The sequence below is a fragment of the Corynebacterium lemuris genome (genome assembly GCF_024919295.1).
GTDB classification, from domain to species: Bacteria; Actinomycetota; Actinomycetes; order Mycobacteriales; family Mycobacteriaceae; genus Corynebacterium; species Corynebacterium lemuris.
On sequence record NZ_JANWTC010000006.1, the window covers coordinates 143,837 to 155,636 of the forward strand.

The 11,800-nt window shown below is 65.0% G+C and carries 10 protein-coding genes; 5 read left to right on the plus strand and 5 right to left on the minus strand.

Features of this window, described 5'->3' with window-relative positions; all coding sequences use genetic code 11:
- The first annotated feature begins 99 nt into the window (after positions 1-99).
- The 3 genes from NYP18_RS09710 to NYP18_RS09720 all read left to right on the plus strand — a co-directional run bounded on the left by NYP18_RS09710 (position 100) and on the right by NYP18_RS09720 (position 4,141).
- On the plus strand, positions 100-1,497 hold the full coding sequence (locus NYP18_RS09710; RefSeq protein ID WP_259427997.1) for an RbtT/DalT/CsbX family MFS transporter: 1,398 nt from the start codon (positions 100-102) through the stop codon (positions 1,495-1,497).
- 23 nt (positions 1,498-1,520) lie between these two features.
- The gene (locus NYP18_RS09715; RefSeq protein ID WP_259427998.1) at positions 1,521-3,047 is read left to right on the plus strand and encodes a mannitol dehydrogenase family protein; all 1,527 of its coding nucleotides are present in this window, start codon (positions 1,521-1,523) and stop codon (positions 3,045-3,047) included.
- A 119-nt stretch (positions 3,048-3,166) separates the two neighbouring features.
- Positions 3,167-4,141, plus strand: coding sequence for an LLM class flavin-dependent oxidoreductase (locus NYP18_RS09720; RefSeq protein ID WP_259427999.1), 975 nt, complete (start codon positions 3,167-3,169; stop codon positions 4,139-4,141).
- Here NYP18_RS09720 and NYP18_RS09725 read toward each other — a convergent pair.
- Positions 4,138-4,857 carry a hypothetical protein gene (locus NYP18_RS09725; protein WP_259428000.1) on the minus strand — a complete coding sequence of 240 codons (720 nt, stop codon included), beginning with the start codon at positions 4,855-4,857 and terminating at the stop codon, positions 4,138-4,140. The genes NYP18_RS09720 and NYP18_RS09725 overlap by 4 nt on opposite strands.
- Positions 4,858-5,441: 584 nt before the next feature.
- Between NYP18_RS09725 and NYP18_RS09730 the strand changes: the two genes are divergently transcribed.
- Positions 5,442-5,747: a hypothetical protein gene (locus tag NYP18_RS09730; protein WP_259428001.1), complete on the plus strand. Its 306-nt coding sequence runs from the start codon at positions 5,442-5,444 to the stop codon at positions 5,745-5,747.
- On the opposite strand, the gene NYP18_RS09735 is transcribed toward NYP18_RS09730, so the two are convergent.
- The 4 genes from NYP18_RS09735 to NYP18_RS09750 form a co-directional block, all read right to left on the minus strand.
- Complete coding sequence (locus NYP18_RS09735) at positions 5,739-7,112, minus strand: alpha/beta fold hydrolase (RefSeq protein ID WP_259428034.1); 1,374 nt, start codon at positions 7,110-7,112, stop codon at positions 5,739-5,741. The genes NYP18_RS09730 and NYP18_RS09735 overlap by 9 nt on opposite strands.
- Positions 7,113-7,294: 182 nt before the next feature.
- A complete protein-coding gene (locus NYP18_RS09740; protein ID WP_259428002.1) occupies positions 7,295-8,326 on the minus strand; it encodes a hypothetical protein in 1,032 nt (343 codons plus the stop codon).
- Between the two features lie 45 nt (positions 8,327-8,371).
- Positions 8,372-9,889 carry a DUF4389 domain-containing protein gene (locus NYP18_RS09745; protein ID WP_259428003.1) on the minus strand — a complete coding sequence of 506 codons (1,518 nt, stop codon included), beginning with the start codon at positions 9,887-9,889 and terminating at the stop codon, positions 8,372-8,374.
- A gap of 250 nt (positions 9,890-10,139) precedes the next feature.
- Entirely contained in the window at positions 10,140-10,730 is a 591-nt protein-coding gene (locus NYP18_RS09750) for a DUF3267 domain-containing protein (RefSeq protein ID WP_259428004.1), read from the minus strand.
- 229 nt (positions 10,731-10,959) lie between these two features.
- Here NYP18_RS09750 and NYP18_RS09755 point away from each other — a divergent pair, with 229 nt between their 5' ends.
- Positions 10,960-11,793, plus strand: coding sequence for a CPBP family intramembrane glutamic endopeptidase (locus tag NYP18_RS09755; protein WP_259428005.1), 834 nt, complete (start codon positions 10,960-10,962; stop codon positions 11,791-11,793).
- The last annotated feature ends 7 nt before the right edge of the window (positions 11,794-11,800 follow it).

An 11,800-nucleotide genomic window follows, 5' to 3' on the forward strand; every position in this document is an offset into this window, starting at 1 on the left:
ATTGCTTTTTTCTAACATTATGGAGTTAGATTGAGGTGGTCAGCGTGAGGCAGTGCACATCTGCCCACGGATACATCCCCGCCCACAGGGAGTTAACCCATGGCATCGAACACGACCTCCGCCAACGGCTCCGCCGTCGACGCCCCACCCACGGCATCCCGTCCCGGCACCGGTGGTCTGGCCGGAAGGCTCGGCATCCCCCGTCCCCTGATACTCGGCTTCGTCGGTCTGACCATCTTCATGATCGGTGACGGCGTGGAGACTAACATCCTCGAACCTTTCCTGAGCTCGGAGCATGGCTTCAGCGTCTCGCTGGCCGGCACCCTGATCACCGTCTACGGCATCGCCGTGGCCATTGCCGCCTTCTTCGCTGCCGCGCTCTCCGATCTGTGGGGACCACGCAAGGTGATGATGCTCGGCGCCGCCGTCTGGGTGGTCTTTGAACTGGCGTTTCTCTGCCTCGCCCTGACCACCGACCTGACCTGGCTGATCTTCCTGACCTATGGTCTGCGGGGTTTCGGCTACCCCTTCTTTGCCTATGGCTTCCTCGTGTGGATCACCGCCACCGCCCCGGCCCAGCACTTGGGTACCGGTGTCGGCTGGTTCTATGTGGCCTTCTCGGCCGGCCTGCCCACCCTGGGTGCCCTGACCGCCACCGTGTCCATGCAGTTTTTCGACCTGACCTTCTACCAGACGCTGTGGGTTTCCCTCGGCCTGGTGGTCACCGGCTCACTGATTGCGCTGCTCGGTGTGAAGGAACGCCGGGGCCGGTTCCCGCTGGTTTCCAATCCGGAGGCGGTGAGCCAGACCCTCGGGCAGGGATTCCGGCTGCTGCGACAGGACCGCCGCGCCCGTTTCGTCACCTACATCCGCACCATCAACTCCATCCCGACGTACGCGATGGCGGTGTTCTTCCCCTCATTCTTCACCGATGACCTGGGTTGGCAGCTGGGCTGGTTCCTCATTCTGACCACCGTCATCTACGCCGTGAACCTACCGTTCAATCCTTTCTACGGCAGGATCGGCGACAAGTTCGGCTGGGCACGCACCGTGTTCTGGGCCGGAGCCGTCGCCTGCGCCGTCACCCTTGCGATGGTCTACTTCATCCCGCTCATCGCCCTGCGGCTGGGCGCCTCCGATGCGGTGGCTTTCGCAATCACCCTGGTCGCCGGCACCCTTTTCGGTGTCTCTCTGGCCGGTTACGTTCCGCTCTCGGCGCTCGCGGTCTCCCTCGATCCGAAACACCCCGGGGCCGCGATGGCCACCTACAACCTGGGTGTCGGTGGCGCTGTCGCCGTCGGACCGTTGCTCGTGGCTGTCCTGCACCCGCTCATCGGCGCCACCGGGCTGGTTCTGGTGATGGTCGCCCTCTACTTCCTGTCCGGCTGGATGACGCTGCAGCTCAAGGGCACCCAGCCCGGTTTCGACGGTGTTCCGGCCATTGACGGTGACGCCAGGATCGACGACCTGGCCGACGTCAATTCCCCCCGCAACTGACCTACCCCTCAAGGAGAGAAACCATGTCCCCGCTCCAGCTCAACAACACCAATCTCGGCGCCATCAACGTGGCCACCGGTGTTGCCGTCCCCGACTACGACCGCTCTCGTATCACCCCGGGTATCGTCCACTTCGGCGTCGGCGGGTTCCACCGCGCCCACCAGGCCATGTACCTGGACCGCCTGATGCAGTCCGGCGAGGCACTCGACTGGGGCATCATCGGTATGGGTGTCATGCCGGGTGATGTCCGCATGCGTGACGCCCTTGCCAGCCAGGACCACCTGTACACGCTGAGTACCAAGGCTGCCGACGGTAATGTCACACAGCGCGTCATCGGTAGCATGATCGACTACGTCTTCGCGCCCGATGATCCTGCGGCCGCCGTGGCCGAGCTCGCCGACGCCAGGATCCGTATCGTCAGTCTCACCGTCACCGAGGGTGGCTACAACATCAATCCCGCCACCGGCGAGTTCGACCACGGTAACGGGCACATCGCCCACGACCGTGCCGAGCTCCGGGACGGGCGCCACGGGTCGCTGCGTACCTTCTTCGGTCTGATCACCGCCGCCCTGCAGGCCCGCCGCACCGCCGGCACGGCACCCTTCACTGTGATGAGCTGCGACAATATCGAGGGCAACGGCGAACTGGCCGAGCGTTACTTCCTTGCCTTCGCCGAGTCGGTGGACCCTGCCCTGGCAGAGTGGATGCGCCGCGAGGTCACTTTCCCGAACTCCATGGTCGACCGCATCACGCCTGAGACCACCGATGCTGACCGCGCCGAGATCGCCGCCACCGGTTACACCGATGCCTGGCCGGTGGTGGCCGAGGACTTCACCCAGTGGGTGCTCGAGGATCGCTTTGTCGCCGGGCGCCCCGCCTTCGAGCAGGTCGATGTCGAGGTTGTCGACGACGTGGTGCCCTACGAATTGATGAAGCTGCGTCTGCTCAACGCTTCCCATCAGGGCCTGTGCTACTTCGGTCACCTGGCAGGCCACAGCATGGTCCACGACGTCATGGCTGACGAGCGCTTCCGCCGTTTCCTGCTGGCCTACATGGAACGAGAGGCCACTCCGACGCTGCGCCCCCTGCCGGGTGTGGATCTGGATGCCTATCGCCACAGGCTGATCGAGCGCTTCGGCAACGCCGCGGTCAAGGACACCGTGCCGCGACTGTGTGCCGAGTCCAGCGACCGCATCCCGAAATGGCTGCTGCCGGTCGTGCGCGAGAACCTCGCTGATGGCGGCGACGTCACACTCTCTGCCGCAATTGTCGCCTCCTGGGCGCGCTACGCCGAGGGCGTGGATGAACAGGGTCAGACGATTAGGGTCGTCGATCGCCTGGCCAGCCGCCTGCAGGAGAATGCCGCCCGCAATCATGAGGACATCCTGGCATTCCTGCGCGAGCGGGAGCTCTTCGGCGATCTGGCGGACACGCCCGCCTTTGCTGAGCCCTACGCAGCAGCACTGCGATCACTCCACGAGAAGGGGGCGGAAGCCACACTGGACGAGATTCTCGCCAAGGTGGGCCAGCCCGCGGGGATGGCTTTCTGAGGGCAGTGCCTGAACCGCAGGGGTGCGGCATAACCGGGGCCTAGGGAATGAAAACGGCGCTGGTCCGGTTGCGCCTGGTGGACGTATATCCGCTTGAGCAACCTTAAGGATTTTCTGTTTTGTCTGTGCCGTTGAGCATTCTTGACCTGGTCTCCATCTCCGAGGGCGCCACCGCAGCTGATGCGATCGCAGCCTCCATGGACTCCGCCCGCCTCGCCGACCAGCTGGGCTATGAGCGCCTGTGGTTCGCCGAGCACCACAACACCGCGAACCTCGCCTCGAGTGCGACCTCGCTGCTGATCTCGCAGGCGGCGACCGTCACCGAGAAGATCCGCGTGGGCTCGGGTGGGGTGATGCTGCCCAACCACGCCCCGCTCATGGTCGCCGAGCAGTACGGCACCCTGGCCAACATCCACGGCGACCGCATCGACCTCGGCCTGGGCCGCGCGCCGGGCACCGACCAGATGACCGCCCGGGCACTGAGCCGTTCCTCGGCGGAGCCGCAGGCCTTCGCCCAGCACATCTACGACCTGCAGGGCTGGTTCGGGGAGGAGGGCACCGCGCACAGCATGCCGATCGTCTCCGCGGTCTCCACCGGGATGAAGGTGCCAGTGTGGGTGCTGGGGTCGACGGTGAATGGGGCGTCGATAGCCGGGCAGCTGGGCCTGCCCTTTTCCCTGGCCTCGCATTTCGCGGCCGACCAGATCGATGACGCCATCGAGGTCTACCGGAATTCCTTCAGTACGGAGGCACCCACCGCGCAGATCGACAAGCCCTACGTCATGGCGGGGATCAACGTCATGGTCGCCGAGACGGATGAGGAGGCGCAGCGGCAGTTCACCACCGTGGAGCAGATGTTCCTGGACATCCGCAGCGGACAGTCCCGCCCCATCCAGCCGCCGGTGGACCCGGAGTCGATCCCGCGCCAGGATGGCCTGCGGGTCCAGGCGGTCGGTTCCCCGGAGACCGCGAAACAGCAGCTGGCGGAGTTCCAGGAGCGCACGGGTGCCGATGAGCTGATCACCGTCACCTACGCCTTCGACCCGGCCGTGCGCAACCGTTCCCTGGAGCTGCTGGCGCAGGCCTGGTTTTAGGCGCCGGCCCCGCTTCGTGGTGCCCGCCGCAACCACTCTGCGGTGTGTTCACGTTTTCTGGTCTGCAGGGCGCTGATGAGGGCGGCGTGGTGCTGGTTGCAGGATTCAATCTGGGTGGCCAGCTCCGCCCAGCCCGGGTGGTCGTCCTGGGACAGGCCGGGGGAGACAAGGTGTTCTTCAGCTTCGAGCGCCAGGTCCCGTACGTGGTCAAGCTGCAGGGCCAGTTGGGCGGCTGCACGCAGGATATCCCCGTTGTCCCCGGTGGAGGTCAGGAAACCCGACCATGTCCCCAGCACCCCCGTGAGGTGATTCTGTTCCTTGAGGAGCCGGCTGCGCAGCTTGTCCAGTTCCCGCCGCAGACCGTGGGCATCAGCCGCCGTGGGTATCTCAAGGGTCCGGGGTGAGATGTCACCGCGGCTGAGGTCACTGGATTCTTCATCGGCCAACTGGTGCAGCAGGGAGGTCAACGCCATGTGGGTGACCGGTGCCCACCGTGCCTCGACCTGACGTGCGAGGAAACGGTTGACAAACACCGTGGTGAGCAGGAAGGTCACCAGTCCGGCGGCAAGGCCGGAGAGGATCACCATCTCCTGCCAGATGGTGGTGGCGACATCAATCCAGAGGATGACGCCGATCAGGACGAGCGCCCCGAGTGCGGTAGCAACCTGCACGGCAGAGCTGAATACGCGGGCCGTGGTCCCATTCCCTGAAGCCATTACTGATCTCATTTCCTCCCGGACCCCGAGCATGTCACCTGACCATAGTGGATGACGGCACCGGATGATGGGGCATGACCAGGGTGGATATGGGGGTGGGCGCAGCGCTGACCGCGGTCGCTGTGGTGCTGGGCATGGATCGCGGCGATACGTTTGAGATCCCAGCGACTACGCTTGTCTGGTTCACTCTGCTCGTGTCCGGCCCTCTCATCGCGGTGAGGTTTCACCGGGACCTCCGTTTCTGAATCTTCCCGCAATCCGCGCCCATTCCAACCAGACGGAGGGAGTATGCAGGGGCTTCCTCCCACGTCTTCTCCGTGTGCTGCCTGTCCAGACCCGAGAGGCCCAGGGTCGGGGTTCGGGAGAGCGGGAGAGCGGGAGAGCGGGAGCGTTGTGTGATAGTTGCGGCTTGTTCTTCCCCCTCAGCCTGTGGCTGAGGAATAATGATGACCATGGGCCCCCATTCGCAGCAGCACCGCCGGCCACGTTCCCCCTCACCCGAACCGGCCCGAATATGGGCAGGGGCGGTGCGGGCCGTGGGGGTGTATTTCGCGGGCACAGCGGTATTGAACACCGTGTACACGGTGCGCACTGCCCCCGATTTCCTGCGCTGGCTGGGGGAGACTTCCTGGTTCCCGCCTTATCGGCCGGTCCTGCGGGCACTGGAGCCGGCAGCTCCCGCCGTTGTGTTGTCCGCCGCTGCGTTCCAGGCGGCCGTGGCCTATCACCTTCTACGCCGCCGTCGGGTCTCCGGGACGCTGCTGTGCGCACAGGCCTGGGTTCTGGGGCTGATTCCGGCCCTGCCGTGGCCGTACTGGACCGTTAATGCGGTCTCCGCAGCAGCCTTTGAGACCATCCGGCGCGGGGCAACCCGCAGCCCGTCAGCGTGAGGGATCGGATCCTGCGAGAACGGTTCCGGACATGAACTCATGGAATCGGGAGGGCTCGTCCAGATGCGGGGTGTGCCCGGATTGAGGGAAGACCACCAGTTCCTTGGTGGGGGCCTCGAGCTGCCCAAACCATTCTACGGCCAGATCGGATCGCCCCGGTGACTCGTACTCGCCCAGCACCAGAAAGACCGGCACCTCCAGTCGGGGGACATCTCTGCGGAAGTTGATGTCCTGCAGCTGGGGGTAGAGCACCGAGAAGGTGTCGATGATCCCGCCCATGGCCCGGACCTGCTCGATGAGGGCGTACTCGGGGACGAGCAGGCTGGCTGGGTAGGCCGATGCCGGGTTGTAGTCCTCACCGTGGGGGAAGTCCCGGTGCTCGGGATTGGTGGACAATGCGTCCGGGTAGGCCAGCATGTCCGCGTACGGGGGTGGGCCGTTGTCCCGCAGCCGCCCGACAAAGTCCTCGTTGCCGGTGCGTTGCGCCCAGTCCAGGGTTTCGGCGTACATCCGCCGGTCGGTCTCCTGCTGGTCGACCATCTGCCCGGTGCCGATGAAGGCGTGATATTTGTCCGGGGCCTGTTGGGTGGCCAGGACCCCGAGAGTGGAGCCCCAGGAGCTGCCCACCAGGTAAATACGCTCCTGTCCGAAACGTCCCCGCAGATAATCGGTCACCTCCAGGGTGTCGGAGATCATCTGTTCCACTGTCAATGTCTCCGTCGGTTCCAGGGCGGGCAGGGATTTTCCTGTACCGCGTTGATCCCAGACCGCCAGGACGAAGTCCTCCTCCAGCCGCTGCCCGGAGGCCCGCATCGCCCCGATCGCCGTGCCGCCGGGCCCGCCCTCGAGAAACAGCAGCACCGGAGCGCCCCGGTCATGCCCGCGCAGCAGCATGGACTGCTCGTGATCACCCACCTGAAGGGTGACGAGTTCGGCCACACTCTGGGGGAGAACTTCCCCGTCGGGTCCGGTGATCGGTTCCGTGGTTGCCGGTCTCAGCAGCGCGGCGACCAGGACAACCACCGGCACGGTGACCAGGACTGCCCCCAGGGCACGAAGATACCGGCCGGTTCTTAGCCGGGAACGGGCACCTTTGCCCGTTCGTCGGCGACCTCCCGCAGCGCCCCACAGGGCTCCGACTGCCAGGGGCAGACCCATCACCATCAGATCCACGCCTCGTCCGACCAGCAGCGCCATGATCCCGTAGACGCTGCCCAGATACACCCCGTCGACCGTGGGTCCCGTCGCCGGAATCCGGGCCAGTTCAAAAGCGGTCATAAAGATCACGGGGGCCAGCAGCATCATCCACCGGTTCGCCGTGAGGACTCCCACCAGGCCGCCCAGCCCCAGGCAGATCACGAGCATGGTCACCGACTGGACGGTGGTGACGGGTCCCCGTGGAAGTATCACACCGGTCAGTAGACCGGCGGCCACCATCGTCAGAAGTGTGGTGACCAGGCTTGTCCAGTTGCGTGCAAGGCCGCGGGCAGGCCCTCTGGTGTCGGAGGCAGCGGAAGCGGTCAATCCTGTGGGCGACGGCGCCGAGCTCATGGGGCGTCCTCCGTGTTCTCACCCCGTGGGTGGGTGGAAGTGATGATCTTGAAGGGGTCCGGGGTGGTCGCCGACCGCACCGGGCCGGACTCGGCAGGAGAGGAATCATCCGGCCCACGGCTGGAGTGGCGAAACAGGGGTCGGTAGAGGCCCACCATCAGGGCAACGAATGCCAGGGCGAAACCGAGGAAGCCCGCGGCCAGTGCCACTGAGGCGTCGGGATCGGTGTTGAGGTTCATCACCACCGCCATGGTCGCCACCGACACCGCCAGACAGGTGTATCCGGTGAGCAGGGGGTACATCGCCCGCCGCGCCCACCGGGCGCCAGACAACAGACCGATGCCCGTCGCAATCGCGGCCGGGACGATGATGCCCAGGTCCATGAGTTTCACCAGCCAAAAAGGGGTGGGACTGGAGGTGTACTCGGTGAGGGCCCCGGGATCCTGCCACGCGATAAGCAGTGTCCGCAGGTGGAGGCCGAAGACGAGGAAGACCGCCACCAGCAACAAGGTGATCGCCGCAGCGCGCTCCATCCTCCGGGTGGGTCGGGGAAGCTCCGGGGGCAGTGCCCGCCATGACAACGCCAGGGTCGCCTCAGCCAGAATGAAGACGGTGAGCAGCAACGGGAACCAGTACTCGACGTTGCCCGGTATCCGCAGGTACTCCTGGCCGATGATCACCTGCGCGTAGGTATACAGGGCAAAGACACTGATACCATTGCCGAGCACCGGTCCTGCTCGATGCCCCCGGGCGCACAGCAGCGCGGCGGCCAGTGCCAGCGGGGTGATGAAGACCAGGGCTGCGGTATCACTTCCCAGCAGTTGGTTCAGCGTCGTCGGGGATGTGCGGTACTGCAGCCATTCCAGGCCGATGGGACCGATGAGGGAGACGGTGGCCATGCCCACCGCCAGTGCCAGCAGAACAACGGACAGGGACCGGAAAGATCGCGCACCACCTCCGGGGGAGGGAGCGTCCTCGATCTCTGTACCGGGGCGTCGGTGAGGGTTGGTCTCAGGGGACAAGGTCATCGGGGGTCCTTCCCGGGCACCAGGGCGGGGTCATGGTGATTCGGCTCAGCCGGTGCTGCCGGGGGACTCAGGCGTGGGTGTTCCGGATACTGTCTCGGATCCTGCGGGCACGGGTGGGTGAGTCGGGTCGGTTGGACCCTGGTCGAGGCGGAATGGGGGGTAGTCATCGTGCAGCAGCAACGTGTAGGTGGAGACGCGGTAGACCCACCGGTTGAGGCCGATGATCAGGTTGAAGAGACCGGGAAGATACCGTCCGGTGAACAGCAGCGCCACCGCCGCGATGAACACCAGCAGTCCCAGCAGGGACAGTCCCCAGCCGGTGTTGTCCCGGATCGACCCGATCCCGATGGCGCCGCCGCTGCCGGTGAGAATGCCGACGATCAGCAGGTGGGGGATAGCCAGCAGCCACCATTTCACCAGCACCAGACCGCGGGAGAGTCGGTCGGGATAATCGACCGCCAGCTCCGCGGGGTAGTCGGCGGAGGCGAGGGTGAAGGGAGGATATTGGTCGGTGCCCAGGGCGGAGTAGCCGTAGAAACCCACCCGCCAGTTCCAGCGCAGTACCCCGGCGCTGAAGGCGAACCAGGACCTGGGATAGCGGCCGGTGAACAGGATCGTCAGCCCGGCGGCGATCGTGGTGACCGCCAGTGCGAACCACAGCAGGCCCAGGACAAGATAGTGGGGGATGGCCAGCAGCCACTTGATCAGCCACATCCCCCGGGAGAGCCGCTCATCCGGGTGCCCGGTGAAGGAAAGCGGGTAGGTGGCTGGACGTTCGTCTCCTGCGGGGTTGGTGGCCAGCCCGGCTTCTGGCCTGGTACTGCGCCGCGGTGTTCCCTGGTCAATGTCGCGGCCCAGACCGGCGGTACCCAGCAACAGCAGCGGAACGCCCAGGAGCAGTCCCATCACTCCGGTGATCAGCATGCCGGGGTTGACCAGGCCAAGAAGTTCCGTGCGCACCCCGGGTTGCAGGTCAATCCACACCGGGCGGGTGCCGTCAGCGTTCATCACCACCAGTGTCCATTGGCCTTCCTGCAGGTCAAAGGTGAGCTTCTGGGTTCCGGTGCCGGTGGCGGAGGCTACCCAGAAGTTCTGGTCCGCAGGGGCAGCAGGGGGGCGGGTGCCCGGGGTTTCCTGCAGTTCCCCTCGGGCGTCGGACTGCCAGGACCACTGGCCTGCCAGCTGCCCCTCCTGGGTCCAGCTCACCCCGCCGAGGGCGGCGTGGGGAACATCGTCGAGGTAGGCCGAGACATCGAAGGCATCGGCGATGCCGACGAAGATGGGCTGCTCAGCGACCACAGGCGTCACACGGACCTGGAGGCTGGCCAGCTCTTCCAGCGGTGGTAGGCCGGCCATCCCGGAGTCTCTGGGATTCAGCACCAGGGAGGGGGTGGTGATGGCGTGGCCGGTGCTCTGGTACCGCTGCGAGTCCATGGTGAGGTACTGCCCGTCCTGTTGGGCGGAATCGGCCCCCATGATTATTGCGGCGCCGACGGTCAGGCTCAGTCCCAGGGCGGTGAGGAGTACTCCTGCCACCAGCAGAACCCAGTTCAGTGGTTTCATCCGGGCAGGTTGTCGAGAGGTGGGATTGGCATCCATGATGCTTCCTTAAAGGTGTGAATACTGCGTGGAGTCCCGGACTGGTGCAGAGGAGGTCAATTTCCCGGGGTCACTTCATCGGTGATTTCTCAGGTGGATAGTCGGACAGGAAAGTACGCGGGACCGGGAATACTTGTCCTGCTCAAGCCACGGAAAGGGCGTGGAGAAAGCGTGTGCCCAGAGGTCTCACCCCAGGGACTGGTGAGAGGGGTCTTCACCTCTTTTCCGTCGAACCGGGGAGGAATACATGCACGCGGTCACCCTCATCCTGGAGGAGCGCTTCGCGTGGTTGCCGCAGCGCCAGGGCGGCTTCCAGGTAGTCGCCCGCGGAACCGGCGAAATTCAGGGCCAGAAGAATATAGACCGTGAGGCGGGCATCCGCGGGGACCAGGAACAGGGCGGCCAGCAGTACCGTTCCCCAGATCAGGCAGGGCGCCAGGGCGGCGATGATAAGGCTGCGACGGGTGAGATAGAGAGAGCTGCTGGTGCTAAGGAAAGGAAACCTCACCGAGTAGGACGGCTGGGTGCCGGTGAGTAACCGCAGGGAAATTCCGTGCGTGGCCTCATGGACCGCCATGTACACCACTAAAGAGAGCACAGTGGCCAGGGTCGTGACCCCGGGATTCCACCCGGAAGCCAGCGGTAGGTCCAGTACCAGAGCCACTGCTGCAGCAATAAGAACCACCACCAGGAACACTGCCTGGAGCGTGAGGAAGAACTTCCGGTCCTTCTTGAAGTCCACCGTGACATGCCGGTGATAGGTCATAGGCAGTTCGAGGGTGTCTTGGTGGTGCTGAGTGCTCATGGCTGGCTTCTCTCGCCTTGCTGACACTGCGGAGGTTGAGAATGGGGCGTGCTGTGGTGGGCGTCCTTCAATGGTTTGAGGGAACACCGCTCGCCTTCAGTATGCGCCATCCCGCGGGTAGTTGAAGGGGAAACAGTCCCGGAAGGGCCTGGTTATGATGCTTCCCACACGGAGGAAACCTGATGTGCGGAGTCCCGTCCTCCGTTGCGTGGACACTGATAATGGGAGTATGGCTGGACACCAGATACCCCTTACCAAGGCTCCGGCGGTACGCAGTGCCTCACCTGGGATGCTCGTGCCGGTGGTGGGCCTCGACCTTCTCCTGGTCTCGCTGATCATCCTGCTGCTCCGCACCGGAGCACTCACCCCGGTCACCGACGCCACCGCGGGGCTGATCAACCGGAGCCTGCTGGGCAATGCCCTGCCGCTCCTCCTGGTGGTGGGGATTCTCATCCTCCGGCTGGGCGGGCTGCGGGCCCGGGACATCGGACTCATCCGGGCGCAGCTCCCGTTCGCCATCGCAGTCACGGCAGGAATCTGGGCCCTGGTGCAGGTGATCCAGGTGGGAAGCGCCCTGCTTGTCGACGGCCGTGTGCAACTGGCGGCGCAGTGGTCCGGGTGGGGGAGCACCGCGGTCGTCGGAACACTGCTCGGCCAGTTGTTCGGTAACGCCTTGTACGAGGAGCTGGTCTACCGCGGATTCCTGTTCACGCAGGTGCTGCTCCGGCTGCGTCAACGGTGGCCGGCCTCTGTCCACCGTCCGTGGGTCGCAGCTCTGCTCATCTCACAGTTCCTGTTCGCCATCCGCCACATTCCCAGTGCGCTCGCCGGAGGCATGGGGGCCACGGACATCGGGCTGGAGCTGATCCGGTTGACTGTCCTGGGCATCCTGTTGGCGTTGCTGTATGTGCGCACGGCTAATTTGTTCATCGTCATCGGCGTCCATGCGCTCATGGATGCCCCTACGGCGTTGGTTAGCTCGTCTATTATCGACGCCGGGTTGCTTGTCCTGCTGCTGGCGGTCCTGTTGCTGGGCCTGTGGCCAGGTCGAAAAAGCAGGTGAAGCCGGA

Coding starts and splice junctions, on each gene's coding strand:
- NYP18_RS09710 (WP_259427997.1), top strand. CDS start 100: ATGGCATCGAACACGACCTCCGCCAACGGCTCCGCCGTCGACGCCCCA.
- NYP18_RS09750 (WP_259428004.1), bottom strand. CDS start 10,730: ATGAGCACTCAGCACCACCAAGACACCCTCGAACTGCCTATGACCTAT.
- NYP18_RS09755 (WP_259428005.1), top strand. CDS start 10,960: ATGGCTGGACACCAGATACCCCTTACCAAGGCTCCGGCGGTACGCAGT.
- NYP18_RS09735 (WP_259428034.1), bottom strand. CDS start 7,112: ATGCTCGTGATCTGCCTGGGGCTGGGCGGCCTGGTGGGAGTCCTCACG.
- NYP18_RS09745 (WP_259428003.1), bottom strand. CDS start 9,889: ATGAAACCACTGAACTGGGTTCTGCTGGTGGCAGGAGTACTCCTCACC.
- NYP18_RS09725 (WP_259428000.1), bottom strand. CDS start 4,857: ATGGCTTCAGGGAATGGGACCACGGCCCGCGTATTCAGCTCTGCCGTG.
- NYP18_RS09715 (WP_259427998.1), top strand. CDS start 1,521: ATGTCCCCGCTCCAGCTCAACAACACCAATCTCGGCGCCATCAACGTG.
- NYP18_RS09740 (WP_259428002.1), bottom strand. CDS start 8,326: ATGACCTTGTCCCCTGAGACCAACCCTCACCGACGCCCCGGTACAGAG.